This window comes from Schaedlerella sp. (genome assembly GCF_056796775.1).
The window spans coordinates 88,538-115,387 of sequence record NZ_JBQIKP010000004.1 but is presented as its reverse complement, the minus strand read 5'-3'; the positions used below and the strand labels follow the sequence as shown (position 1 = coordinate 115,387).

17 protein-coding genes are annotated in these 26,850 nt (G+C 53.1%); 12 read left to right on the top strand and 5 right to left on the bottom strand.

All coding sequences use genetic code 11. The features are described from left to right. The first annotated feature begins 205 nt into the window (after positions 1–205). Genes ACTOY7_RS03600 through ACTOY7_RS03590 form a run of 3 tightly spaced genes read left to right on the top strand, consistent with a single transcriptional unit; the run spans position 206 to position 7,370 of the window. Entirely contained in the window at positions 206–5,764 is a 5,559-nt protein-coding gene (locus ACTOY7_RS03600) for a fibronectin type III domain-containing protein (protein WP_482670419.1), read from the top strand. A 23-nt stretch (positions 5,765–5,787) separates the two neighbouring features. Then, positions 5,788–6,834, top strand: a complete 1,047-nt coding sequence (locus ACTOY7_RS03595; protein WP_482670420.1) for a hypothetical protein — start codon at positions 5,788–5,790, stop codon at positions 6,832–6,834. After that, positions 6,822–7,370: a phosphatase PAP2 family protein gene (locus tag ACTOY7_RS03590; protein WP_482670421.1), complete on the top strand. Its 549-nt coding sequence runs from the start codon at positions 6,822–6,824 to the stop codon at positions 7,368–7,370. The genes ACTOY7_RS03595 and ACTOY7_RS03590 overlap by 13 nt, the downstream gene beginning before the upstream one ends. Before the next feature lie 56 nt (positions 7,371–7,426). Here ACTOY7_RS03590 and pyrG read toward each other — a convergent pair whose 3' ends face one another. After that, on the bottom strand, positions 7,427–9,040 hold the full coding sequence (gene pyrG / locus ACTOY7_RS03585; protein WP_160281513.1) for a CTP synthase: 1,614 nt from the start codon (positions 9,038–9,040) through the stop codon (positions 7,427–7,429). 151 nt (positions 9,041–9,191) lie between these two features. Continuing rightward, positions 9,192–10,670, bottom strand: coding sequence for a DUF1846 domain-containing protein (locus ACTOY7_RS03580; protein WP_160281514.1), 1,479 nt, complete (start codon positions 10,668–10,670; stop codon positions 9,192–9,194). A 227-nt stretch (positions 10,671–10,897) separates the two neighbouring features. On the opposite strand from ACTOY7_RS03580, the gene ftsH reads away from it, so the two are divergent. The 7 genes from ftsH (at position 10,898) to ACTOY7_RS03545 (ending at position 21,720) form a co-directional block, all read left to right on the top strand. Next, positions 10,898–12,976, top strand: a complete 2,079-nt coding sequence (ftsH, locus tag ACTOY7_RS03575; RefSeq protein WP_482670422.1) for an ATP-dependent zinc metalloprotease FtsH — start codon at positions 10,898–10,900, stop codon at positions 12,974–12,976. Between the two features lie 103 nt (positions 12,977–13,079). Then, positions 13,080–14,930, top strand: coding sequence for an excinuclease ABC subunit UvrC (uvrC, locus tag ACTOY7_RS03570; protein ID WP_482670434.1), 1,851 nt, complete (start codon positions 13,080–13,082; stop codon positions 14,928–14,930). Between the two features lie 179 nt (positions 14,931–15,109). After that, the gene (gene hprK, locus ACTOY7_RS03565; protein WP_160281516.1) at positions 15,110–16,039 is read left to right on the top strand and encodes an HPr(Ser) kinase/phosphatase; all 930 of its coding nucleotides are present in this window, start codon (positions 15,110–15,112) and stop codon (positions 16,037–16,039) included. Positions 16,040–16,050: 11 nt separating this feature from the next. Next, positions 16,051–16,986: an ROK family glucokinase gene (locus tag ACTOY7_RS03560; RefSeq protein WP_160281517.1), complete on the top strand. Its 936-nt coding sequence runs from the start codon at positions 16,051–16,053 to the stop codon at positions 16,984–16,986. 276 nt (positions 16,987–17,262) lie between these two features. Next, positions 17,263–19,815 carry a transglycosylase domain-containing protein gene (locus ACTOY7_RS03555; RefSeq protein WP_300884614.1) on the top strand — a complete coding sequence of 851 codons (2,553 nt, stop codon included), beginning with the start codon at positions 17,263–17,265 and terminating at the stop codon, positions 19,813–19,815. A 157-nt stretch (positions 19,816–19,972) separates the two neighbouring features. After that, positions 19,973–21,007 carry a 3-deoxy-7-phosphoheptulonate synthase gene (locus ACTOY7_RS03550; RefSeq protein ID WP_160281519.1) on the top strand — a complete coding sequence of 345 codons (1,035 nt, stop codon included), beginning with the start codon at positions 19,973–19,975 and terminating at the stop codon, positions 21,005–21,007. Between the two features lie 68 nt (positions 21,008–21,075). Further along, the gene (locus tag ACTOY7_RS03545; protein ID WP_482670435.1) at positions 21,076–21,720 is read left to right on the top strand and encodes a YigZ family protein; all 645 of its coding nucleotides are present in this window, start codon (positions 21,076–21,078) and stop codon (positions 21,718–21,720) included. A 152-nt stretch (positions 21,721–21,872) separates the two neighbouring features. On the opposite strand, the gene hpf is transcribed toward ACTOY7_RS03545, so the two are convergent. From hpf to typA, 3 genes are read right to left on the bottom strand one after another with little or no spacing between them, the layout of a single operon-like run. Continuing rightward, complete coding sequence (gene hpf, locus ACTOY7_RS03540; protein ID WP_160281520.1) at positions 21,873–22,430, bottom strand: ribosome hibernation-promoting factor, HPF/YfiA family; 558 nt, start codon at positions 22,428–22,430, stop codon at positions 21,873–21,875. A gap of 56 nt (positions 22,431–22,486) precedes the next feature. Continuing rightward, positions 22,487–23,098, bottom strand: coding sequence for a transporter (locus tag ACTOY7_RS03535; RefSeq protein ID WP_482670423.1), 612 nt, complete (start codon positions 23,096–23,098; stop codon positions 22,487–22,489). Between the two features lie 57 nt (positions 23,099–23,155). Next, on the bottom strand, positions 23,156–24,991 hold the full coding sequence (typA, locus tag ACTOY7_RS03530) for a translational GTPase TypA (RefSeq protein ID WP_160281522.1): 1,836 nt from the start codon (positions 24,989–24,991) through the stop codon (positions 23,156–23,158). A 220-nt stretch (positions 24,992–25,211) separates the two neighbouring features. Between typA and ACTOY7_RS03525 the strand changes: the two genes are divergently transcribed. Next, the gene (locus ACTOY7_RS03525; protein ID WP_016296540.1) at positions 25,212–25,844 is read left to right on the top strand and encodes a single-stranded DNA-binding protein; all 633 of its coding nucleotides are present in this window, start codon (positions 25,212–25,214) and stop codon (positions 25,842–25,844) included. Positions 25,845–26,054: 210 nt separating this feature from the next. Further along, the gene (gene dapB / locus ACTOY7_RS03520) at positions 26,055–26,813 is read left to right on the top strand and encodes a 4-hydroxy-tetrahydrodipicolinate reductase (protein ID WP_300886237.1); all 759 of its coding nucleotides are present in this window, start codon (positions 26,055–26,057) and stop codon (positions 26,811–26,813) included. The last annotated feature ends 37 nt before the right edge of the window (positions 26,814–26,850 follow it).

Below are 26,850 nucleotides of genomic sequence, written 5' to 3'. Positions count from 1 at the left end.
TGTCGTTTTTTTTCAGTTCATGTATACTGGTCATACTATCACGAAAGGAGAGAACTGCAGTATATTAACAAGGGGTTTGGAATTGTGGAAACAGGCGTTGCCGTATTGTTGGGAGAGGACAGACATGCCGTTTTTATAATTCCTGGAATTTGCTGCGCGCGGATGGGTGAACCGCTGCGAAGCAAAACAAAGAGAGGAGAGGAGTATGAAGCGGATTGTTTCATATCTGCTTGCGGTGATTCTCGTTTTTTCTCTGTGTGTCGATGCTTTTGCTGAACCATTGGAGCCGGAGATTGCGGGGAGCAATCCAGCTGCCGGGGAAGGGGAATGGCAGGAAGGGACTGAAACAGGGGAAAACGGGTGGATACCTCAAGAAGAACATGGTGATAAAAGTGCGGATGAGGAGCACGGTGAGGAAACAGGCGCTCCAAACGGAGAAGGCGCAGAAGAAGACGGATCTGGAGAGAACACAAATGGTTCCTATTCTACGGCGGATCCAAACAGAATCTCTTCTGACACCGGGGACAAGAACAGTCAGGAAGATGATTCGGAGGAGGAAGAGGAACAGGACGAAGAAGGGCAGGATGAGGAGGATCTAAAAGAGAGAAGCGGGAACGCCGGGAATTGGGGACAGGTCGATGTGGAGATCCTTTCCGCATTGGATCTGCGTAAGGATATAAGCTTTACCGTTTCCCTGACCGGGCAGGAACCGAAGCGGGTGGTACTGGCTGCGGATCAGGAGGGACAGAATGGTCGGGCATCCCAGGCCGATGTGACGTTTGAAGACCTGGAACCGGGGACTTATGTACTGACGGTTGCGGCTCCGGGCTTTGCTACCTATACTCAGGAGATTGCGGTAGAGGACTGGGCGTATGCTCTGACACTGACCACGGGAATGGTCAGCGGCTTTGCCTATGATCAGCCGGGCAGCGTGCATCCGGGCCTTCTTCTGGTGGGAGACGTGGACGGAAACGGTGTGATCGACGATACAGACCGGGATCTGTTGGTGGATGCCATAGACGCCGGAGAGCGGGATACGGAAAAGCAGGCTGCGTCCCGGCATGAAAATCCGAACCTGGATCTGAATGGGGATGCGTGGGTAGACCTGGCGGATCTGGAATATTTGGCAAAGGGATATGGATTTTACGGAGACGGCAGCTCTTCCGTGGTAAAATTAGTGCCGGCAGAAGCGGTGACGATGGAAGCGGACGCGGATACGGAGGTGTCAGGCGACTTGAACGCCCTGCTTAAAAATGAAGGGGGCGTGACGCTTTCGACCAAATATGGCAGTCCCATCTCGGGAACCCAGCCGGTGTCTGTGATCTTTGATTTTGCCGGGGAGGAAGGGATTCCGATCGAGGGCATGGCGATCGATACGGGAAACAATGATTCGATCAGTGACATGCAGATCGATGTTGTTTATGTGGAAGAAGGCCAGGTGGATACGGTTCAGATTCCCCTGAAAGAGGGTGTTGACTTTCTGCTGAATTACGACACCGTGCAGGCGGCTCAAAATGAAAGCGGCGTGATCACGATCAACTTTGGAGCGCAGACCGCGGTGAAGAAGGTTACGCTGAAGATCATGGGGATGCGGAACAACAATGACCTTGCAGAGATCTCCAAGGTGGAATTTCTGAACGACATGGAGAGCCGTATTCCGGAGCCGCAGATGGATATCCCGCAGAATCTGTCGGCGCAGGCGGGAAATAAGCAGTTTGACCTGACATGGGATCCCTGCGTGAATGTGACGGGCTATGAGGTCCGGATCACAACGGAAATCGAAGGAGAACAAAAGTCAGACACGGTTTCCGTAAAGGGAAACAGCGCGAGGATCTCGTCCTTCCAAAAAGGGAAGCTTGTGAATAATACGGACTATACGGTATCGGTGCAGTCTGTAAACGGCGCATGGAGGAGCGGCTACAGCGAATCGGTCAAGGTGGTTCCAAAAGCGGATAAAAAACCGGACGCGCCGGATAACCTGAGAGTTACGGGAGCGTACAGAGCCATAGACGCGACCTGGAAAAATATGGAGGACACGGACCGCTACAATCTGTATTACCGGGAGAGCGGAAAAGGTTCGTTTCAGAAAATAGAAGGCAGTTCCGCAAACAAATATACGATCACCGGCCTGAAAGACCGGACAAGCTATGAGGTCTATGTGACAGGAGTCAATGAGCTGGGCGAAGGAAAGCCGTCCCTGACCGGAGAAGCGGAAACGACCTCCCCGGACCCGGCACAGATGCCGAAGTATAAGCTGCTTAACCGGGCTGCAGAGGGAGAGGTCAGTGAGCATATCAAAGAGGCTTACTATACACAGAATGGTACGATGCAGGACAGCGCATTCGATGCGGCGGGAACCAAGACTGCATGGGGCACGGTTGATAATGACCCGGTATCCCACTATCTGCGGAACACCTGGGATGACGGCGGATTTAATAATCTGGGGTCAAACGGTTTGACCTATGAATTTGACCAAGAATATAAAATGCAGTATTTTGCGTTGCAGGAGGTAACAGCGCAGAGCCTTTCGTATGGATATGCGAAGGTAAAATGCTGGGACGCGAACGGAAATTTAAAAGAGTTTGTGAATCATCAGGTGTCTGTACAGCGAAAAATGGATTCGGAGAAGCGGGTGTACTATATGCTCAGGCTTCCGGAGGCTGTGACAGTCAAGAAGATCCAGTTCGGCCTCAGCCGCAGCCTCGCTTCTGGTTCGATCACGTGTTCGGAGGTGTATTTCTACCATTATGATTCTCTGGAAGATGATATTATGGCGCTCTATGTCAATGACTTACATACGGAGTTAAAAAGTGGTGTGACGCAGGCGACGATTGACGCGCTCAGAACGCGGATCAATACCAAAGATCCGGATAGCGGGGAATATCATCCGGACAGGGAGAAGCTGGAAAGGGAGCTCAAGACAGCTGAGGATATTCTGAACGCGAAGTTAAGCCGGTCGGTATATATCCACAACAGCATTACGACAAAGGATGCAAACCGGGGATTCGGAGGGTTGAACGCGTGGCAGCCTCTTGGAGTCACGGCAGCGGCAGGGGAAGAGATTACGGTTTATGTGGGACATAATACGAAGAAAACCGGCGAAAGTACGAATCTGCAGCTGATTGCGACACAGTATCATGCGGAGTCCGGCTCCATGTTCAAGCAGGCGGCGAACCTGAAGATCGGAAGAAATGATGTTACGATTCCACAGCTTTCCACGGTTCAGGGCGAGGCCGGGGGCGCGCTGTATGTGCAGTATACAGGCAGCAGTGCTTCGGACCAGTATGCGGTACGTGTGAGCGGCGGCGCGGAAGTCCCGTTTTTGGATCTGTATCAGGTGACTGACGCGGCCGAGCGGCAGAAACGTGCGCAGACATATGTGGAAGAATTGCAGGCATATGTAGAGGGCATGGAGGCACAGCATGAGAAGCTGCATAAAGGCTCCAAGCTGGCTTCTGTGGACTGTAATTATGAAGAGAGCGAATGCATACTGGGGGCATCGGATATGATGCTTGATACGATGATGCTTTCCCTTCCGGCATCGCAGATTTTGAAAGGGTCCGGAGGAAATGCAGAAAGGATCCTGACGTCTGCGGAGGCGATGGAGAACATGATGCATCTGTTCTATCAGCATAAGGGATTGACAAAGAATACCCAAAAAGCGGATGGAACGGCGGTGGATGTGAAAGACACCTATCCGTCCAGGCATTTGAACATCCGGTACCAGCGGATGTTTGCGGGGGCATTTATGTATGCGGCCGGCAACCACATCGGAATCGAATGGGGTTCCGCGCCGGGTATGGTATCCGGTAATTCGCTGTCGGCAGATCCAGAGGGAAGATACCAGAGTGGAAATTATTTCGGATGGGGGATTGCGCATGAGATCGGACACTGCATCAACCAGGGCAGCTATGCGGTTGCGGAGATCACTAATAACTATTTTTCCGTGCTTGCCCAGGCGAAAGAGACAAATGACAGTGTGCGGTTCAAGTATGACGAGGTTTACAAGAAGGTGACTTCGGGTACGAAGGGACGCGCTTCGAATGTATTTACCCAGCTGGGAATGTACTGGCAGCTTCATCTGGCCTATGATAACGGATATAACTTTAAGACGTATGATGAGTATGATACGCAGCTTGCGAATCTGTTCTTTGCAAGAGTGGATACTTATGCAAGGACACCTTCCAGGGCGCCGAAGCCGGGTGGGGTTGAGCTGACTCTGCCGGGGGACCAGGATCAGAATCTGATGCGCCTGGCCTGTGCGGCGGCGGAGAAGGATCTTCTGGAGTTCTTCGAGCGCTGGGGCATGACGCCGAATGAAGGGACGAGGGCCTACGCACAGCAGTTCGCTCCGGAGACAAGGGCCATCTGCTATGTAAATGACGAGGCGCGCGTATACAGGCTGACCAATAACGGAAGCAGTCTGGACGGAACCGGAAATACACAGCCGGTAAACATCATTTCCGCAGAGCTTGATGAGAAAACACCGAATCAGGTGAATTTCCAATTGTCAGCAGCGATCCCGGCGGAGGATATCCTGGGTTATGAGATCGTACGCTGTACAACATCTGGAGGAGAGGTCTTGGAGGAAGTGGCAGGATTTACGACCACGGGTTCTTTTAGCGATCATGTAACAACCATGAATAACCGTGTAGTGAGCTATCAGGTTACGGTGATCGACAAATATCTGAACCGTTCCGCGCCGGCGTTATCAGGGGAATTGAAGATCCAGCATGACGGAAGCATTGACAAGTCAAACTGGACGGTCAGCTCCAATGATCTGACCGCAGCTGAGGGTAAAGCCAGAAACGGAATTGGAACCGGAAGCGAGACGGAGGAAGAGATCGGAAGCGGAATGGGAACCGACGATCAGGATACGATCTGCGGTTCTGCGGTGGAGAATCCGATCAAACACGCGGCGGACGATGATCCGGCGACCAATTACGCAGGCACGGCAGGGGCCGGTGCAGAGGTGATCATGGAGTTTCATAAAACTCATACGGTCACAGGCTTCAAGTATACACCTGCGGCGGGAGTGAATCCCATCAGGGACTATACGATCTTTGTGCGGGAAAGCAGCGGCCAATGGAAAGAAGCGGTGAGCGGTACGTTTGATCAGTCAGAGGATCCGCAGATCGTGTATTTTGGAAGCGGCAGGAAGGAGAACAATGACAATCTTGCCGGCTATCAGGCTACGGCAGTCAAGCTGGCCATCAAGAACCAGGCGGGCAGGGAGATTGGAATCGCCGAGCTGGATGTGCTGGGAGTGACTGGAGATGACGTGGACTTCCGGCGTACCGAAGGGGATCATAGGGCGGCGATCGGAAAATTGACAAAGGATTTCATTTATGACAGTCAGGGCAGTAAGATTCCGGCCGGCTCGCTGGTATTTACCGGGGTATATAAAGGAAATCCGGCATACAACGTAGTGATCCTTTATGACCAGGCCGGCAATATCGTCGGCGGGGAAGGCACAGACGGCAGCGTCAATGCAAACCAGATCATTCTTGCCGAGGTCCCGGATACGGGAAATATTCAGGACGTTTCAGACGGAACCTGGGTATACTGGATAGAACCGGATCATATGATAGACCTTAGCAAGCTGGAAAAAGTCCGGGCAGAACTGTACCGTGTGGATGACGCCGGGACCAATGCAGGACAGAGGCTTGTCAGTGATTCGATGTTCGAGATCATGCCGGCAAAGAATATGGAACAAATGCCGCTGATCGAGCTTACATCATTGTCGCAGAGCGGGAGTACATGAAACAGCGATAAGGGGAGCGGGACATGAGGAAATATTTTACAGGATTTATAGCGGCGGTGTTTGCAATGACCGCAATATTGCCGCTGCGGGTATTGGCAGCAGGAGACGAGGTTAGGCTCAAGGAAGATGGGAACAATGTAAATGTATCAGTTTCTGTTTCGGGCGGGGCCGAGGAGAAGGTAGCGTCTCTCCAGCTGGGACTGCAGATCTCGGATCAGGACGGCAATCCTGTGGGGCAGGATCTATTGGAGCAGATTGAAAATCTGACTTTTAGCTGGAGCCAGGAACTCCAGGCAAGGGCAGCAATCACAGAACAGCGCTACCAGAAGGAAACAGGAATCCTGCGGATCTATATTGCGGGAACCGAACCGCTTTTTTCGGAAGAAGGGGAAGCGCCGGACAGCCTGGCACTGGGAACCGTGATGCTGACAGAGATTGCCGGAGCTCATGCTGGCTCCGGGCTCTATATCAGCGTGGTGCCGGGATCTTTCCGAAAGGTACAGGGGAGGAATGCAGAGAAGCTTGCGGCAGCAGCACCGAATGCAGTGCCGATCATTCCGGTAAATCAGGAAGAACCGGCCGACCCGGAAACGCCGGAACCTGAACAGCCTGAACAGCCTGAACAGCCGGAAAACCCTGGCGGCGGGGAAGGCGGTTCCGGAGGGACAGTGCGTCCCCAGGTGGATAAAACCCAGCTGCAGGAGGTCTTGAACCTTGCGGCAGGATATCAGGAAGCGGACTATACGTCAGAAAGCTTTGGTGTATTGAAACAGGCAATGAAGGAAGGGCAGGCCGTATTGGATGACTCTTATGCCGCGCAGGAGGAAGTGGATCAGGCGGCTGCAGCGATTATGAACGCAATCGGCGGACTGGTGCCGTTTGCGACGACCAGCATTGAGGAACGCAACGCACTGTACGCAGGCGCAAGCCAGGCGGTCGGGACAGGAGACATGTTGTCTTGGTATGTATACGCGGCCATGATCATTTTTGGCGGAGCTGTGATTGCGGGAGGCTTAATCTGGAAAATATATTGGAAGAGGAACAGGGAGCAGAGAAGATGGAATTTTTGATCAACCTGGATGGAAATATTTTATTATGGATTCAGGAGTATATCCGGCAGGACTGGATGAAAGGATTTTGGAAAGGGATTACAATGCTGGGGGATTCCGGATGGTTCTGGATCGCCTTGTCCCTCCTTTTGATGGTTCCAAGACAGACCCGCTGGATCGGGATCACATCGCTGGCGGCAATCGTGATCGGAGCACTGATCACGAATGTAACTCTGAAAAATCTGGTCGCGCGTACCCGGCCCTATGAAGTCGTAGAAGGATTGGTGCTTCTGATTGAAAAGCAGAGGGATTATTCCTTTCCGTCCGGACATACCTGTGCGTCATTTGCGGCGGCCGGAGTGTACTGGCGGATGCTGCCGAAGAAATTCGGCATTCCTTTGGTGATACTTGCGGCGATGATTGCATTTTCCAGACTCTATGTGGGTGTGCATTATCCTACAGATGTATTGGCAGGTCTGCTGATCGGGCTGTTTGCGGCATGGGCGGCGCGGCACATGCAGAAATATGTAAGGTCGCATAGAAAAAAAGTAGAATAAGTGAGTAGGCTGGAGACTTTTTAGATCCTCCAGCCTACTCCTTCTTTTTTCTATGTTCAGACGCTTTTCGCCTGTCTTTCCAGCGCGGCCTCAACAAATCCTTTGAACAGCGGATGCGGGCGGTTCGGCCTGGATTTCAGCTCCGGATGCGCCTGGGTTGCGATAAACCAGGGATGCTCCGGAATCTCAACCATTTCCACGATATTTCCGTCCGGTGAGAGGCCGGACAGCAGCATACCGTGCTTTTCCAGCACTTCCCGGTAATCGTTGTTCACCTCATAGCGGTGCCGATGCCGTTCCTGGATCTCTTTTTTGCCATACAGGCGGAAGGCTTTGGAGCTTTCCTTTAGGATACAGGGATAAGAACCAAGCCGCAGGGTGCCGCCGATATCCTCGATGCCGATCTGCTCCGGCATGATATGGATGACCGGATGGGTAGTGTCAGGTTTCAGCTCCATGCTGTGGGCATCATTGTATCCGATCACATTTCGGGCAAATTCTACGATGGAGAGCTGCATACCCAGGCACAGGCCGAGGAACGGGATGCCCCGGGTTCTGGCATAGCGGATGGCCTCGATCTTGCCCTCAATGCCCCGGGTGCCGAAGCCGCCGGGAACAAGGATCCCGCTGACATCTCCAAAGATCTTCGACGCATTGTCCGCAGTAACTGTCTCGGAATCCACCCACTTTATATTGACCGTGGTGTGGCTGTAGATCCCGCCGTGCTTCAAGGCTTCCACCACACTGATATAAGCGTCATGGAGCTGGATATATTTTCCCACCAGAGCCACCGTGACCTCCTGCGTAGGGTGCTTCAGTTTCTCCACCATCTCAACCCAGTCCTTCAGATCCGGCTGGGGGCAATCCAGGTGGAGACATTCGCAGGCAACCTCTGCCAGACGCTCCTGCTCCATGGCAAGGGGAGCCTCATACAAGTAGTTGACATCCAGATTCTGCAGCACATGGTCAGCCGGAAGGTTGCAGAACAGGGAAATTTTGTCCTTCATGCCGATGTCCAGGGGATATTCGGAACGGCAGACGATGATATCCGGCTGGATTCCCATCCCCTGCAGCTCCTTCACGCTGGCCTGCGTGGGTTTGGTCTTCATTTCCTGGGATGCTTTCAGATACGGGATCAGGGTTACATGGATCAGGATCACATTTTCATGCCCCTTCTCATGCTGAAACTGACGGATGGATTCCAGGAAGGGCTGGCTCTCAATGTCTCCTACGGTTCCGCCCACCTCAATGATGGCAATCTCCGTGCCGGAAGCAGAGGGATTGCGGTAAAACCGGCTTTTGATCTCATTGGTGATATGAGGGATGACCTGAACGGTGCCTCCGCCGAAATCTCCCCGGCGTTCCTTCTGCAGGACGGACCAGTAGATCTTGCCCGTAGTCACGTTGGAGTTGCGGGTCAGACTTTCATCGATAAAACGCTCATAATGCCCAAGGTCCAGGTCGGTCTCCGCGCCGTCGTCGGTGACAAAGACCTCTCCGTGCTGGACAGGGTTCATGGTTCCCGGATCCATATTGATATAGGGATCAAACTTCTGCATGGTGACGGTATACCCGCGCGCCTTCAGAAGCCGGCCCAGAGATGCTGCTGTGATACCCTTTCCGAGGCCGGACACGACCCCGCCGGTTACAAATACATATTTTACTGCCATGGCTTCCTCCCTTATGTGTGAAATGTAAAAAATGCACGACTGTTTTAAACAGTTACCAAGTATACACCATCCTGACAAAAAAATACAGTATTTTTTTGAATGGGGCATCTGCCTCCAAAATGCCGAAGGCTGTCAGCAATCTCTGCAGAAATCAATGATACCGCGACCCCGCCTCATACACTGCCTCGCAGGTGAGCTGGACCCCGAGCTTTTTAAAGATTTTGATATCCACGTCGGACAGCATAACGGATGTATGGGCCTGACAGCCTTCCAGCGCGGGAAGCTGCTCCAGGGCCAGGCGCGCGTCCTGGCTGGTGGCCGCGCTTGCGGAGAGGGCGATCAGGACTTCGTCCGTATGGAGACGCGGATTCTTGCTCTTCAGATAATCCACCTTCAGCTTCTGGATCGGCTCGATGGACTCCGGAGAAAGGATGTCCAGATCGTGAGGCTGCCCTGCCAGCTCCTTAATGGCATTCAGGAGCAGGGCCGCGGATGCGCCCAGAAGGCTGCTGGTCTTCCCGGTGATCATCTGTCCGTCCGGCAGCTCCAGCGCGGCCGCCGGAGCCCCGGTCTGCTCCGCGCGCACCAGTGCAGCCGCGACTACCTTCCGGTCCGCGGTGGTGATGCCGGCCTGGTTCATCAGAAGCTCCAGCTTCTGGGTTTCCTCCTCCATGCAGTTCCCCTTTAACAGGGAATTGAGGGACGCATAGTAACGCCGGAGGATCTCCTGGCAGGAGGCATCCCGGCAGACCTGATCGTCGGAGATGCAGTTTCCCGCCATGTTGACGCCCATATCCGTGGGGGATTTGTAAGGACTTTTTCCATAAATTTTTTCAAAAATGGTATTGAGTACCGGGAAGATCTCCACATCCCGGTTGTAGTTGACCGTTGTCTCCCCATAGGCCTCCAGATGGAACGGATCGATCATATTAATGTCGTTCAGGTCTGCGGTGGCAGCCTCATAGGCAAGATTCACCGGATGCTTCAGCGAAATGTTCCAGATGGGAAATGTTTCAAACTTGGCATAGCCTGCATGAATCCCGCGTTTGTGTTCATGATATAGCTGTGAAAGACAGGTGGCCATCTTTCCGCTTCCTGGTCCGGGGGCTGTAACGATGACGAGCGGACGGGTGGTCTGGATATATTCATTTTTTCCGAATCCGTCTTCGCTGACGATCAGCGGAATGTTGGAAGGATATCCCGGGATATGGTAGTGGAGGTAGACGCGGATGCCCAGATTCTCCAGCCGTCTTCGGAAGAGAAGGGCGCTGTCTTGCCCGGAGTACTGTGTGATGGCTACGCTGCCCACATAGAGACCGTGTTCATGAAACGAGTCGATCAGACGCAGAACGTCGGAGTCATAGGTAATGCCCAAATCTCCGCGTATTTTATTTTTTTCAATGTCTTTCGCGCTGATGACGATGATCAGCTCCGCCTGGTTGCTGAGCTGCTTGAGCATATGCAGCTTGGAATCCGGGGCAAACCCCGGAAGCACGCGGGAAGCGTGGTAATCATCAAACAGCTTGCCGCCGAATTCCAGGTACAGCTTGTGGTCGAACTGTTCAATGCGCTGCCGGATATGCTCCGACTGTGTGCGCAGGTACTTTTCGTTATCAAATCCTGTTTTCATTATATTGTCCTCAATCCTTTTAACAGTTACAAAATTGCGATACATGTCTTAGTATACAACAAAAACCTGCGTTTTTACAATATTTTCATAATCTTTTAGTTGATTTATACCGAACCTGTACTTATAATATAGAAGTGGCAGTGGATTTTATGGCTGCTGTTCACACGGTGCCGTTACTGTGAACACCTGATCAGGGAGTGAACAGTAACCATTTTAGGAGGAGCAGGATGGATAACAAGAACAATAAGAATAATCCCAGAAACAATCGGCAGGGATGGGGCGTGATCCTTTTCACGACATTGCTGACCCTTTTTGTTGTAATGGGGCTTTATTCACTGATGCAGGACAGAGATCCGGAAGAGATCAGTTATGATAAATTTTTAAGTCTGGTAGAGGAAGGGAAGGTAGAGAAGGTTACACTGGAATCCTCCCGCATCTACATTACGTTAAAGGAAGGCGTGGAAAAGGAAGAAGAGAAGAAAGAAGGGGAAGACGCGGAGGCTCAGGTAGAAGACCAGTTCCAGGATATGCGGGACAATCTTCTGAACCAGATGGAGGAAGCCACCGGACAGCGGGACGATCAGGAGCGGGCGCCGGACTATTTTACCGGGGTAGTACAGGACTATAAGCTGCCGGATCGGTTGAATGAAGCCGGTGTACACTACGAACAGACGATTCCGGATACGGCGTCGGTGATGATGATGGAGATCTTTATCACCGTGATACTGCCGCTTCTGCTGCTGGGAGTCTTATTCAGCTTCGTGATGCGCAACATGACCAAGGGCGGCGGCATGATGGGGATCGGCAAGAGCAACGCCAAGGTCTATGTGGAGAAGGAGACCGGTGTTACCTTCCAGGACGTGGCCGGCCAGGACGAGGCTAAGGAGTCCCTGCAGGAGGTCGTGGATTTTCTCCATAACCCGGGAAAATATACGGGCATCGGAGCGAAGCTGCCTAAGGGCGCCCTGCTGGTGGGGCCTCCGGGAACCGGTAAGACCTTGCTTGCAAAGGCTGTGGCAGGAGAGGCCAAGGTGCCGTTTTTCTCCCTCTCCGGCTCCGCGTTTGTGGAGATGTATGTGGGCGTGGGCGCGTCCCGTGTCCGGGACCTGTTCAAGCAGGCACAGCAGATGGCGCCTTGCATCGTCTTTATCGATGAGGTGGACGCCATCGGGAAGAGCCGTGACACCGCTATGGGAGGCGGCAATGACGAGCGGGAGCAGACATTGAACCAGCTCCTTGCGGAGATGGACGGATTTGATACGAACAAGGGACTGCTGCTCCTGGCGGCGACGAACCGTCCGGAGATCCTGGACCCGGCACTTCTGAGGCCGGGGCGGTTTGACCGGAGGATCATCGTGGATAAGCCGGACTTAAAGGGACGTGTAGATACATTGAAGGTACATTCCAAGGATGTGAAGATGGATGAGACGGTGGATCTGGAAGCCATTGCGCTGGCGACATCAGGAGCCGTGGGATCCGATCTTGCCAATATGATCAACGAGGCAGCCATCAATGCCGTGAAGAACGGCAGGCAGGTGGTCAGCCAGAAGGACCTGTTTGATGCCGTGGAAGTGGTGCTGGTCGGAAAAGAGAAGAAGGACCGCATCATGAGCGAGGAGGAGCGACGGATCGTGTCTTACCATGAGGTAGGCCATGCGCTGGTCAGCGCCCTGCAAAAAGACGCGGAGCCGGTGCAGAAGATCACCATCGTGCCCAGGACCATGGGGGCTTTGGGCTACGTGATGCAGACGCCGGAGGAAGAGAAGTTCCTGAATACCAAGAAGGAGCTGGAGGCTATGCTGGTGGGAATGCTGGCAGGCCGCGCGGCGGAGGAGATCGTGTTTGAGACGATCACCACCGGGGCATCCAATGATATCGAGAAGGCGACCAAGATCGCCCGGGAGATGATCACCCAGTACGGGATGTCTGAAAAGTTCGGCCTGATCGGCCTGGAATCCGTTCAGCACCGATATCTGGACGGCCGCGCGGTGATGAACTGCGGGGACGCTACGGCGGCGGAGATCGACGCGGAAGTGATGCTGATGCTGAAAAAGGCATACGAGGAAGCCAAACGCCTGCTCCAGGAGAACCGGGAAGCGCTGGATAAGATCGCGGAATTCCTGATCGAGAAGGAGACGATCACCGGAAAAGAATTTATGAAGATTTTCCGGGAGGTGAAGGGGATTCCGGAACCGCTGGAATCCGAAGAAGGGAAAGAAAAGAAGGAAAACCGGATCGCGATGCGTCCGGTAGAGAGGATTGAGCAAAAAGAGGAAAAAGAGGACTCGGATATACAAGGCTGGTAAGGATCTGTAACTGTTATTTACAGGTTCTCAAAAACGGGCAGGGATAAGAACAGACATCTCTGCCTGATTTTTTTGGAGGGATGCGGGAGTGAAAGACGAGGCTATGGAAGAATATAATTTTGATATTGAGGAAGAATTAAAAAAGCTGCCTGCCAAACCGGGTGTGTACCTGATGCATGATGAAAAGGACCACATTATATATGTAGGAAAGGCGATCAGCCTGAAGAACCGGGTACGGCAGTATTTTCAGTCCAGTCGGAACAAGGGGATCAAGATTGAGCAGATGGTGACCCATATCCGGCGGTTTGAGTATATCGTGACGGATTCCGAGCTGGAAGCCCTGGTGCTGGAATGCAACCTGATCAAGGAGCATCGGCCGAAGTATAATACCATGCTGATGGACGATAAAGCGTATCCTTTTATCAAGGTGACGGTGGGTGAGTCGTTCCCCAGGGTGATGCTGGCGAGGAATGTGGTGAAGGATAAGGCAAAATATTTCGGGCCCTACACCAGCGGCCAGGCGGTGCGGGATACGATCGAGCTGCTTCACAAGCTGTACCATCTCCGGAGCTGCAATCGGAACCTGCCCAGGGATATCGGAAAGGAAAGGGCCTGTCTGAATTACCATATCCATCAGTGCGACGCGCCCTGCCAGGGATTCATTTCCCGGGAAGAATATGCAAAAGCCGTTTCCCAGGTGACCCGGTTTTTGAACGGGCATTATGAAGGGATCCTTTCGGAGCTGGAGACGAAGATGAATGAGGCCTCGGAAGCCATGGAATTTGAGAAGGCCATCGAATACCGGGAGCTTTTGAACAGCGTCAGGAAGGTGGCTCAGAAGCAGAAGATCACGGACACCGGCGGGGAGGACCGGGATATCCTGGCGGCGGCCACGGAAGGCGAAGACGCGGTGGTTCAGGTCTTTTTTATCCGGGGCGGAAGGCTCATCGGCAGGGACCATTTTTACCTTCGGATTTCCAAAGATGAATCCATCGGGAGCATCCTGGACAGCTTTATCAAGCAGTATTACGGAGGAACACCGTTTATTCCGGGAGAACTGGTGCTGCCGGAGGAGCCGGAGGATCGGGAGCTGATCGAAGAGTGGCTCTCCGGGAAGCGGGGCACGAAAGTGACGCTTCGGATCCCGAAAAAAGGAACCAAGGAAAAGCTGGTGGAGCTGGCGGTAAACAATGCCCGGCTCGTATTGAGCAAGGATAAGGAACGGTTGAAACGGGAGGAAGGGAGGACCATCGGGGCGGTGAAGGAGATTGCCGGGCTGCTGGGGATTGAGGGGATCACCCGGATGGAGGCCTATGATATTTCCAATACCAATGGATTCGAATCTGTAGGCTCCATGGTGGTGTATGAACGCGGAAAGCCGAAAAGGAATGATTACCGGAAGTTTAAGATCAAGGGGATCAAGGGCGCGGATGATTACGGCAGTATGCGGGAGGTGCTCACCCGGCGGTTTACCCACGGACTTCGGGAACGGGAGGAAAGCAGGGAACTGGGAGGATTTACGTCCTTTCCAGATCTGATCCTGATGGACGGCGGCAAGGGACAGGTCAATGTGGCGCTGCAGGTTCTGGACGCGCTGCATCTGGATATTCCGGTATGCGGCATGGTGAAGGACGATCACCACAGGACCAGGGGACTGTATTACCGGAATGAAGAGATTCCCATTGACCGCTCATCCCAGGCATTTCTCCTGGTTACCCGGATCCAGGATGAGGCCCACCGATTCGCCATTGAATACCACAAGCAGCTCCGGGGCAAAGGGCAGGTCCATTCCATACTGGACGATATTCCGGGGATCGGGCCCGCAAGGCGCAAGGCACTGATGCGTGAGTTCTCTTCTCTGGATGAGATCAAGGCAGCCACAGCGGAACGTCTGGCACAGATTCCGGAAATGAATGAAAAAGCGGCAGAATCCGTGTACAAATTCTTTCATTAATGATATACTATAAGATGCAGGAGGCGGAGCGCAGAATAAGCCCCGCTGTGAAAAGAAAAGAATTGTTTTGGAGGGGAGCATGGAATCGCCGCCCTATCGGCGGACGGCCTGCGGGAAAGAGCAGGATGCCGCGGGCGGCGGCCTCTGTATGACAGTTCTCAAGAAAGGAAAAAGTAAAGATGGGACAAGGCGTTAAGATTAGCGAGCTGGCGGAGAAAATGGGGTTAAAGAACCTGACTCCTGATGTGGATCTTGCAAATAAGCGGATCAATGTTCCGGAAGTAAACCGGCCGGCATTACAGCTTACGGGGTTTTTTGATCATTTTGCGTATGACAGGGTGCAGATCGTCGGATATGTGGAATATACGTATCTGCAGACACTGGAGGAGGACCGGAAGCAGCAGATCTATGATGAACTGCTGTCGCGCCAGGTGCCGTGTATCGTATTCAGCCGGAATCTGGAGCCGGAAGAGGAGCTTCTGGAGCTGGCCCGGAGCAGAGATATTCCTGTCATGCAGACGTCCAGGCAGACCAGTGCGTTTATGGGGGAACTGATCCGCTGGATGAACGTGAAGCTGGCTCCCTGCATTACGATCCACGGTGTGCTGGTGGACGTGTACGGCGTCGGCGTGCTGATCATGGGGGAAAGCGGAATCGGAAAGAGCGAAGCGGCTCTGGAGCTGATCAAGAGGGGGCACCGTCTTGTAACGGATGATGTGGTGGAGATCCGGAAGGTCAGTGACGACACACTGGTCGGCTCGGCGCCGGATATCACGAAGCATTTTATCGAGCTTCGGGGAATCGGGATCGTGGATGTGAAGTCCATGTTCGGTGTGCAGTGTGTCCGTGAGACGCAGAATATCGATCTGGTGATCACATTGGAGGAGTGGAACCGCGATAAGGAATACGACCGTCTGGGGCTGGAAGAGAACTATACGGAATTTTTAGGGAATAAGGTGGTCTGTCACAGCATCCCAATCCGTCCGGGACGGAATCTTCCGATCATCATGGAATCTGCGGCTGTCAACCACAGGCAGAAGAAGATGGGCTACAACGCGGCTCAGGAGCTGTACAAGCGGGTACAGGAGAATCTTGTGAAAAAGGGATAGGAGATCGTGTCATGAAGTATTGTTATGGAGTAGATATCGGCGGAACAACGGTAAAGATGGGGTTATTTGAGGAGAACGGTAATATCCTGGACAAGTGGGAGATCGTAACCCGGGTCGAGGATGAGGGGAAGGAGATCCTGCCGGATATTGCAGTCTCCATTCTGGAGAAGACGAAGGAGCACGGACTGGAAAAAACGGACATTATCGGGATCGGAGTGGGGGTTCCCGCACCGGTGACGGCAGACGGCATTGTCAACGGAAGCGCCAACCTGGGATGGACCTACAAGGAGGTCAAGCGGGAGCTGGAAGAGCTGACCGGCATCACCTCTGTCATCGGCAATGACGCCAATGTGGCCGCGCTCGGCGAGATGTGGAAGGGCGGCGGAGCCGGACAGAAGAACATGGTGATGATCACCCTGGGCACCGGAGTCGGCGGCGGCGTGATCATCAATGGAAAGGTGATCACAGGAGAACACGGCGCAGGCGGCGAGGTGGGCCATCTCTGTGTGAATTACGATGAACCGGATACCTGCGGCTGCGGAAACCACGGATGCCTGGAGCAGTATGCGTCCGCCACCGGGATCGTACGGCTGGCGAAGAAACGTCTGGAGTGGGATACCCGGGAAACGGCATTGAAGAAAGAGAGCGTTACGGCAAAGGACGTATTCGATGCGGTAAAGGCAGGAGACACGGTGGCTATCGATGTGGCGGAGGAATTTGGAAAATATCTGGCCAGCGGCCTGGTCAACCTGGCCGTGATCGCGGATCCGGCCGTGATCGTGATCGGCGGCGGAGTATCCAAGGCAGGAGAGATCCTGATTCCGTTTATCGAAAAGCCCTACAGGGAAAAAGCGTTCTTTGCAAACCGGAAAATCGAATTTAAGCTGGCGACACTGGGCAACGATGCCGGGATCTGCGGATCGGCAAAGATGATGCTGGATGCCTGAGAAGGAAAATGTAGCAGATGTGCTTCGGCGCAGGTGTGCGTCAGAACGTATACTTTTTATTCATACAAAAGACCTGTCGATGACAGGTTTTTTGTATGAATTCGAAAGATTTTCTTAAATTTCCTGATATATATGAACTTTTTGTTTTTTTTCTTTATTTAGAAAAACAAATTTGGTATAATATGTATTGCGCCAAAGCGCAAGCAGGTCATCAATTTTCTGGCGAAAATTGGTGACAAATATAATAAAAATCATGTATAAAGGAGGGCAGGATTCATGAATTACGGAAAAGAACATCTGGAGAAACGAAAAAAAGAGATCTCCTCGAAAAAAAATATGCAGAAAAAGCGGGTGGGAGTCCGTTTTTTCAAGGCCCTGATCATCTGTGTCCTTCTGACTGCGGTGGTTGGTGTCGGAGGTGTGGGTTATTTTGTAAAGAAGATCCTTGACAACAGCCCGACCGTGACTCCTTCCCAGGTCAAGCCAACAGGCTATATATCGGTGGTTCGCGCGAAGGACGGGACGCAGACGGAAGAATTTTTACGGGCCGGCTCCAACCGTGTTTATAAATCAATCGAAGAGATTCCGGATTATCTGGGCAAAGCATTCGTCGCTATTGAGGACGAGCGTTTTTACCAGCATAACGGGATCGACCTTCAGGGTATCATCCGAGCCGGGGTAAAGGGAATCACATCAGGTAATTTTGATGAGGGAGCCAGTACCCTGACCCAGCAGCTGATCAAAAATAATGTATTTATCAACTTCATGGATGAAAAGACATTTTATGACAGGCTGGAGCGAAAGATCCAGGAGCAGTTCCTTGCCATAGAGATCGAGAAGCAGATGTCCAAGGATGAGATCCTGGAAGCCTATATGAATACCATCAATCTGGGGCAGAGCTGCCTCGGAGTGCAGAGCGCGGCGGAGCGGTATTTCGGCAAGGACGTGTCGGAGCTGACGCTTTCGGAGAGCGCTCTGATCGCGGGGATCACCCAAAGCCCGTCCGGGTATGACCCGATCCTCCACCCGGAAGCCAATCGGGGACGTCGGGAGGACGTGCTGGATCATATGCTGGATCAGGATTATATTTCCCAGGCGGCCTATGACGAGGCGATGGCCGATACGGACGCGGTCTATGAGCGGATTGTCCAGACACCGCCGGTGCAGAATACAACGCCCTATTCCTACTTTAACGATCAGCTCTACGCGCAACTGATCCAGGATCTTCAGGAGCGGAAGGGCTATACGGAGGCGCAGGCCCAGACCACGGTTCTCAGTGGCGGCCTGGATATCACGTCTACCCAGGATCTTCGGATCCAGGCAATCTGCGACGAGGAGGTTGCCAACAGTGCGGTTTATCCCCCGGGGACAGAGTACGGCCTGGATTTTGCGCTGACGATTTACCGGGAAAACGGAGAGATTGAGAATTATAGCAAGGAGATGCTGGAAGAGTATGTGAAAGGCGCGTGGGGACGGGAGTACGCATTGCTGTTCTCCTCGCCGGAGGAGGCGGAGCAGGCGATCAACGAGTACAAATCCACGCTGGGGATCACGGAAGCGGATACCGTAGAAGAGTGGAGGGATATCACACCTCAGCCCCAGACCTCGGTCGTGCTCATGGACCAGCATTCCGGAGAGGTTCTGGCTGTGGTCGGCGGAAGAGGACAGAAGACGGCCAGCCTTTCTTTGAACCGGGCGACGGATTCCACCCGGCAGCCGGGATCCTGCTTTAAGCCATTGTCTGCCTATGCGCCGGCCATCGACGCGGCGGGATATACACTGGCGACTCCGATTCCGGATAAGGGGCCTTTCCAATATCCTAACGATCCGAACAAGAAGGCGAACAACTGGGACGGCATTTATCTGGGCAGCGCGACGGTGCGCTACGCCATCCTGCATTCCATGAACGTATGTGCCTTGGAGACCCTGCAGGCGATCACTCCTCAGCTGGGCTATGATTATCTGATCAATTTCGGATTTACTACGATCGTGAATTATGATAATCCGGCGTATCCGGACTATACCGATGTCCAGCTTCCAACCGCCCTCGGCGGTCTGACCCTGGGTGTTACAAATCTGGAGCTGACGGCAGCCTATGCGACCATTGCCAACAACGGAACGTATATCAAACCGGTCCTGTACAGCAAGGTTCTGGATCATGACGGCAATGTACTGCTGGATAACGAGATCAAGGACAGCCATCAGGTGCTTAAGGATACGACGGCCGCGCTGCTGACAAGCGCCATGCAGGATGTGGTCACCAGAGGTACCGGTACGGCGGCGCAGATGTACAACATGCCGGTATCAGGCAAGACCGGTACGTCAGAGTACAGCCGCGACCTGTGGTTTTCCGCATATACGCCGTACTTTACGGCTTCCGTATGGGGCGGATACGACTGCGGCAAGCCGATGGAAAATATCTATAACCAGGTATGGCATGAAGTGCTCTGGAAAAACATCATGAATCGGGTGCACGAAGGCCTGCAGCGTCAGGAATTTACCATGCCGCCGACCATCCAGCAGAAAACGATCTGTCAGCAGACAGGCTTTCTGGCGACCAGCAGTTGTCCGGCCTTAACGGAATATTTTGCGGAAAATGCGCCTACGGTGAGCTGCTCCGGACATTACCGGGCTCCTGTGGTGGAAGAAAAGGAAGACGATGATAAGGAGGGTGACGGGGATTCAACCACCTCCGAAAGCGGTTCTTCGTCTGACGGTGAGGGTGGAAGTACCGGCGGTACAACCGGAGGAAGCTCTTCGGGCGGAACCACTTCCGGCGGAACCACATCGGGATCCTCCGGAGGATCTGACAGCTCTACAACGGAATAAACAGAGAGGAAAAAGGCATAGTCAGAGATGCATCCGGGCTGCGATCCGCGGACGGTCAGGCCGCGGATCGCGGCACCTCTGGCTATGTCTTTTATGAAGCACTGCCGTAATGCCTGACACAGATACATGATGCTGAAAACACAAGGAGGAAGAGAGTATGAGCTTTATAATGGAAAAGAAACTGCCGACCCCGAAGGAGATCAAGGAACTGTATCCGATGTCTGCGGAGGTGGCAAAATGTAAGGAGGAGAAGGACAAGGAGCTGCAGGATGCCATCAGTGGAAGAAGCGACCGTTTTATTGTCATCATCGGACCGTGTTCGGCGGACAATGAGGAGGCTGTATGCGATTATATCAGTCGTCTGGTGCGGGTCCAGGAGGCCGTCATGGAGAAAGTGATCATTGTACCGAGGGTTTATACCAATAAGCCGCGGACTACGGGGGAAGGATATAAGGGGATGTTCCACCAGCCGGATCCGGAGAAGGCGCCGAACCTTCTGGCAGGCCTGGTTGCGATCCGCCATCTGCATATGCGGGTGCTGGAGCAGTTCCGGCTTCCGGTCGCGGACGAGATGCTCTACTCGGAGAATTACCGTTATCTGTCCGATATCTTATCCTATGTGGCTGTGGGCGCGCGCTCTGTGGAGGACCAGCAACACCGCCTGGTATCCAGCGGGATCGAGGTTCCGGTGGGGATGAAGAACCCTACCAGCGGAGATTTTTCTGTGATGCTCAATTCGGTTGTGGCGGCGCAGCACGGCCATAATTTCCTGTACCGCGGGTGGGACGCGACCACAAGCGGAAACCCGTACGCCCATGTGATCCTGCGGGGCGGCGTCAACCAGTATGGGCGTACACTGCCCAACTACCACTATGAAGACCTGATGCGGCTGTGGGAGATGTACCAGGAAAGGAAGCTGGCGAACCCGGCCTGCATCATTGATGCCAACCATTCCAATTCCGGAAAGAGGTATAAGGAGCAGATTCGGATCGTGAAGGAGGTACTGCACAGTCGTGCGCACTCACGGGAGATCCGCAGGCTGGTAAAGGGCGTGATGATCGAAAGCTATCTCGAGGAAGGCCGCCAGGACATTGGCTGCGGCAATCACGTTTACGGCAGGTCCATCACGGATCCCTGCCTTGGATGGGAGGACTCGGAGCGGCTGCTGTATGAGATTGCGGAGAGGTGTTAGGAGTTGTCGAAAAATGCCGCGGTTGTTTATGCGGCAGGCCCACAGACAGGAAGGCAGGTTTGAGAGAGATGGATTACCGTACCGTGTATGAATGTGGAAAAGGGGAGATCGTAGAAAAAAAATCTCGTTTTATCGGGGAGGTGTTTCCGGTGGAAACGGAAGAGGAGGCGGCGGAGATTCTGGGGAATATTAAGAAACAGTACTGGGACGCGCGCCATCACTGCTGGGCATACGTGATCGGAGAGGAACAGGTCCAGGAACGGTTCAGTGACGATGGGGAACCGGGAGGGACAGCCGGGAAACCGATCCTGGAGGTGATCCGGGGGCATGGCCTGAAAAATGTCCTTGTGGTGGTGACCCGATATTTCGGCGGAACCCTGCTTGGAACCGGCGGTCTGGTGCGTGCCTATACCCAGTCGGCTCAGGCGGGGATTGCCGAAAGTACGCTGATTACGAAGATAGACGGGTATGAATTGAAGATCGAGACGGATTATTCCGGGCTGGGAAAGCTGCAGTACCTTCTGGCTCAGCGCGGCCTTCCCACGGTTGACGCGGATTACGCGGAGACGGTGACTCTTTCCACTCTGGTTGCGGCTGGAGAAGAGAAGGCGTTTATAAAGGCAGTCACGGAAGCGACCAATGCCCAGGCTGCTGTACGGCGGGAACGGGCTTGCAGGTTCGCTTATCAGGAAGGCGAGGCGGTGATATTTTAAGGCACAGCAGACCCCAGACACGCCCGCTGCGCAGATGATCCTCTGCATACGCGGCTTTTCTCTGAGGTTCCTGTTGTGCCCAACACTCGTATAAAAAAGCCCCCAGCAAGTGATGAGCTTGCTGGGGGCTGTTTTTTAGTGTGCCGCGGTTCTTAATGGAATTCAGGCTCAATCAGGCCGAAGGCTCCGTCTTTTCTCTTATAGACTACATTGACCTCGTCAGTCTCCGCGTTGCTGAATACGAAGAAATTATGTCCGAGCAGTTCCATCTGGATACAGGCATCCTCGGGGAACATAGGCTTGATCCCGAACTTCTTGGTACGGACGATCCGGATCTCGCCGTCTTCTTCGGAGTCTTCCTCGGACTCGAAAAATTCCTTTTTAAAATTACTTGGAGAGGCTGCAGCGGTGGGATGTCCCTGGCTGCGCGCGACCAGCTTGTTTTTATATTTACGGAGCTGACGCTCAATCACCTCTTCTACCAGGTCAATGGATACGTACATGTCATTGCTTGTCTGCTCGGAACGAATGATATTGCCCTTCACGGGGATCGTGACCTCGATCTTCTGCCGTTCCTTCTCCACACTGAGCGTTACGATGATTTCGGTTTCAGGAGTGAAATACCTTTCCAGTTTTGCGAGTTTTTGTTCAATTGTGCTTTTCAGTCCGGGTGTTACTTCGATGTTTTTTCCACTGATAATAAATTTCATGCAGATCAACTCCTTTACTCATATTAGACTTGTCACTATTATAACATGAAAAGGAGTTAATGTATAGAACGAATCACTTCAATTCTTGTAATTTTCCCATCCGTGATCTTGGCAATGCGCAGGGCACAGTCCGGGAAGTAGATGCATGCGCCGACCCCCGGATAAGTATCCTCTTCCTGCAGCTTTTTCAGGAGGATATCCCGCAGCGTCTCATTCTCCTCATAGGGAAGGTTGAGATGGATGAGTCGGTTGACGCTTCGCACTTTCTGGCTGGCACGGAAGAGAATCTTGTCGGACTCGTCAAAAGTCACGAACAGGAACTTGCGGGTGGCAAACAGGATGGCGATGGAGACCACGCCGATCAGGCTGTTGATCGGGGAGGAATGGTCGATGATAATCTGCCTTGCGATGGCAAAAAGCAGAACCTCATACATGGTCTGCGGGGAATGGAAATAGAGCATGCGCACCATCTCGATCCCGATGGCCAGGTTAAAGCAGGTGGTCAGCAGATCGTCATAGTTCGGATATTTGTTAAAATCCGACAGATTGCCGAAGGTCAGGATCAGCCGGACAGTCATGATCAGGATACCGGCTGCCAGGAGCAGTGCGATGACGTACTCCAGAAGATTGGTCAGACGCTTTAAAAATAAAGTCATATATTCTTTCATTGTCCGGCTGCCTCCTTTGCGGATCTTGTTTTCTGCTCCGGCCGCGGAGCAGATTCGTTATTTCGGATTATTCTGATTGCTGCGCTTGCGCAGTCTGGAATCCAGGATCTTTTTCCGGATGCGCAGGGACTTCGGAGTGACCTCCAGAAGCTCGTCCGTGTCAATAAAATCCAGCGCCTGCTCCAGACTCAGGATATGAGGCGGGGTCAGACGAAGGGCTTCATCCGCGCTGGACGACCGGGTGTTGGTCAGGTGCTTGGTCTTGCAGACATTCAGCTCGATATCGTCCGTTTTCGCGTTCTGCCCCACCACCATGCCGGAATAGACCTTTTCGCCGGGGCCGATGAACAGGGTGCCCCGCTCCTGGGCGCTGTATAGTCCGTAAGTGACGGACTCGCCGGTCTCAAACGCGATCAGGGAACCCTGCTTCCGGTACTGAATGTCTCCTTTGTATGGAGCATAGCCGTCAAAGCTGGTGTTCAGGATCCCATTTCCCTTGGTATCGGTCAGAAATTCGCCTCGGTATCCGATCAGCCCCCGGGCCGGGATGGAAAATTCCAGACGGGTATATCCGCTGCCGATGCTGTTCATGCCCTGCAGCTCCCCTTTCCGCTGGCTGAGCTTGTCAATGACGGTGCCGGTAAATTCGTCGGGGACATCTACGAACGCGGCTTCCATGGGCTCCAGTTTTTTCCCGTTTTCATCGGTCTTGTACAGCACCTCGGCCTTGCTGACCGCAAATTCATAGCCCTCCCGGCGCATATTCTCGATCAGTACGGACAGATGGAGTTCCCCGCGTCCGGAAACCTTATAGTTGTCCGCGTTTTCCGTCTCCTCCACCCGGAGGCTGACATCGGTGTTCAACTCCCGGAACAGACGGTCGCGGATATGCCGGGAGGTGACATACTTGCCCTCCTGTCCGGCGAAGGGACTGTCGTTGACGATGAACTGCATGGAGATCGTAGGCTCGGAAATCTTCTGGAACGGGATGGGGGTCGGATTCTCGGGGGAGCACAGGGTATCTCCGATGGAAATGTCGGAGATACCGGAGATGGCAACGATGGAACCGATGCCTGCTTCCTTTACATCTACCTTATTCAATCCGTCAAATTCATAGAGCTTGCTGATCTTGACCTTCTGCTGTTTGTCCGGGTCATGGTGGTTCATCAGGAGCACCTCCTGATTCACGGAGATGGTACCGTTATCCACCTTGCCCACGCCGATGCGGCCCACGTATTCATTGTAGTCGATGGTGCTGATCAGGACCTGGGTGGGCGCGTCGGGATCCCCCTCCGGAGCCGGGATATAATTCAGGATCGTCTCGAACAGTGGTTCCATGTTCTTTTCCTCGTCCGTCAGATCCAGCACGGCCACACCTGCCTTTGCGGACGCATAGACAAAGGGGCATTCCAGCTGTTCGTCGGAGGCGTCCAGATCCATGAACAGCTCCAGCACTTCATCGATCACCTCATCCGGGCGAGCTTCGGGACGGTCAATCTTGTTGATGCACACGATGACCGGAAGATCCAGCTCCAGTGCCTTGCGCAGTACGAATTTGGTCTGTGGCATGGCGCCCTCGAAGGCATCCACTACAAGGACGACACCGTTGACCATCTTGAGCACACGCTCCACCTCGCCGCCGAAATCCGCGTGTCCCGGGGTATCGATGATATTGATCTTGGTGCCCTTGTAGAATACGGCAGTGTTCTTGGACAGGATCGTGATGCCGCGTTCCCGCTCGATATCGTTGGAATCCATGACACGCTCCGCCACTTCCTGATTTTCACGGAATACGCCGCTCTGCTTTAAAAGCTCATCTACCAGGGTCGTCTTGCCGTGGTCTACATGAGCGATGATCGCAATATTTCTTACATCTTCTCGTTTGGTCTTCATGATGTGATACCTCTTTCTAATATCAATAAAGTATAAAATAACTGCTGCATATTTACAGCGTACTCATTCTATCATAAAATATAGAGGAAAAAAAGAGGAAAATTGTCGAGAGAAAATGTCGAACGATTTAGGGGGGATTTTTGTTCTATCCGGAGACAGCCCGACATAAAATTAGTAGTGACTCAAAAATACCGCACAGAGGAAGGGAGACCTATAAATTATGTCAGATAAGATTATTGAAAACAACCAGGTAACGATCATGGGTGAGGTGGCGTCCGGATTTACATACAGCCATGAAGTCTTCGGAGAAGGCTTTTATATGGTAGACGTGCTGGTACGTCGGCTGAGCAATTCCGAGGACCGGATCCCGCTGATGATCTCAGAACGGCTGATTGACGTGACACAGGATTACACCGGAGAATTTATCATGGTATCCGGACAGTTCCGATCCTACAACAGGCATGAGGAGCAGAAGAACCGCCTTGTACTGTCCGTGTTTGTACGGGAAGCAGAATTTATCGAGGAGGAGCTGGACGGGGCAAAGACCAACCATATCCTTCTGGAGGGCTACATCTGCAAAAAGCCCATTTATCGGAAGACACCGCTTGGGAGGGAGATCGCGGATCTGCTTCTGGCAGTGAACCGCCCCTATGGAAAATCAGATTATATCCCCTGTATCTGCTGGGGCAGGAACGCGCGCTACGCGTCCGGCTTCGAGGTGGGGGAGCATGTCCGGATATTGGGCAGGATCCAGAGCCGGGATTATGTGAAAAAAATATCAGAAACAGAGACAGAGACGCGGACGGCATACGAGGTATCCGTCAGCAAGCTGGAATGCCCGGAGGAGGATTAGAAGAGAGCAATATAGAATCGTTTAAAATAGCAGTCCTATGAAAAGTGAAAAGTTTGTTAAAGGGATATCATTTATTGAGGAATCTTCTCAAATGTGATATCCTTTATTTATGTCTGAGACCTTTTGGGTTACTATTCGCGGCCGGTCAGGCCGTGAATTGAGACTTTTTTCGGGCGGCAGGCTCATATCATAGACGAGGAGGAGAACAACATGATAAATGTTTTGATGCATGGATGCAATGGGAGGATGGGACAGATGATCACCGGCCTGGTGAAGGAGGATCCGGGAATCTCAATCGCGGCGGGAGTAGACACCTATCAGGAGGTGCAGAATCCCTATCCGGTCTTTGACACGATCGCAAAATGCGATGTCAGCGCGGATGTGGTGATTGACTTCTCTACGGCATCCGCGCTGGAGGACGTTCTGACATACTGTGTGGAAAAGCAGGTCCCGGCGGTGCTCTGTTCCACAGGCTATTCGGAGGAGCAGCTGAAAAAAATTGCCGAGGCATCGGAAAAAACGGCGGTCCTGAAGTCCGCGAATATGTCTATGGGGATCAATCTGCTGCTGAAGCTTCTGAAGGACGCGGCAAAGGTGCTTGCCCCGGCAGGATATGACATGGAGCTGGTGGAACGCCATCATAACCAGAAGCTGGACGCCCCCAGCGGTACGGCGCTGGCGCTGGCGGATTCCATCAACGAAGCGCTGAACGGAGAATATCACTATGTATATGACAGAAGCCAGGCGCGTCAGAAGAGAGACGGGAAGGAGATCGGGATTTCCGCGGTCCGCGGCGGGACGATCGTGGGAGAGCATGAAGTGATCTTTGCAGGTGTGGACGAGGTGATCGAGTTTAAGCATACCGCGTTTTCCAGAAGCGTTTTCGGCAAAGGAGCCGTGGAGGCTGCGAAATTCCTGGCGGGAAAGCCGGCAGGGATGTATGATATGAGCGACGTGATTCAGCTTTAGGAGGGGCGGAACTATATTCCATAGGACGCAAATGAGG

Bases quoted from the DNA above. Each gene is read 5' to 3' on its own strand.
- ACTOY7_RS03600 (WP_482670419.1), top strand. From the start codon at position 206: ATGAAGCGGATTGTTTCATATCTGCTTGCGGTGATTCTCGTTTTTTCT.
- ACTOY7_RS03595 (WP_482670420.1), top strand. From the start codon at position 5,788: ATGAGGAAATATTTTACAGGATTTATAGCGGCGGTGTTTGCAATGACC.
- ACTOY7_RS03590 (WP_482670421.1), top strand. From the start codon at position 6,822: ATGGAATTTTTGATCAACCTGGATGGAAATATTTTATTATGGATTCAG.
- pyrG (WP_160281513.1), bottom strand. From the start codon at position 9,040: ATGGCAGTAAAATATGTATTTGTAACCGGCGGGGTCGTGTCCGGCCTC.
- ACTOY7_RS03580 (WP_160281514.1), bottom strand. From the start codon at position 10,670: ATGAAAACAGGATTTGATAACGAAAAGTACCTGCGCACACAGTCGGAG.
- ftsH (WP_482670422.1), top strand. From the start codon at position 10,898: ATGGATAACAAGAACAATAAGAATAATCCCAGAAACAATCGGCAGGGA.
- uvrC (WP_482670434.1), top strand. From the start codon at position 13,080: ATGGAAGAATATAATTTTGATATTGAGGAAGAATTAAAAAAGCTGCCT.
- hprK (WP_160281516.1), top strand. From the start codon at position 15,110: ATGGGACAAGGCGTTAAGATTAGCGAGCTGGCGGAGAAAATGGGGTTA.
- ACTOY7_RS03560 (WP_160281517.1), top strand. From the start codon at position 16,051: ATGAAGTATTGTTATGGAGTAGATATCGGCGGAACAACGGTAAAGATG.
- ACTOY7_RS03555 (WP_300884614.1), top strand. From the start codon at position 17,263: ATGAATTACGGAAAAGAACATCTGGAGAAACGAAAAAAAGAGATCTCC.
- ACTOY7_RS03550 (WP_160281519.1), top strand. From the start codon at position 19,973: ATGAGCTTTATAATGGAAAAGAAACTGCCGACCCCGAAGGAGATCAAG.
- ACTOY7_RS03545 (WP_482670435.1), top strand. From the start codon at position 21,076: ATGGATTACCGTACCGTGTATGAATGTGGAAAAGGGGAGATCGTAGAA.
- hpf (WP_160281520.1), bottom strand. From the start codon at position 22,430: ATGAAATTTATTATCAGTGGAAAAAACATCGAAGTAACACCCGGACTG.
- ACTOY7_RS03535 (WP_482670423.1), bottom strand. From the start codon at position 23,098: ATGAAAGAATATATGACTTTATTTTTAAAGCGTCTGACCAATCTTCTG.
- typA (WP_160281522.1), bottom strand. From the start codon at position 24,991: ATGAAGACCAAACGAGAAGATGTAAGAAATATTGCGATCATCGCTCAT.
- ACTOY7_RS03525 (WP_016296540.1), top strand. From the start codon at position 25,212: ATGTCAGATAAGATTATTGAAAACAACCAGGTAACGATCATGGGTGAG.
- dapB (WP_300886237.1), top strand. From the start codon at position 26,055: ATGATAAATGTTTTGATGCATGGATGCAATGGGAGGATGGGACAGATG.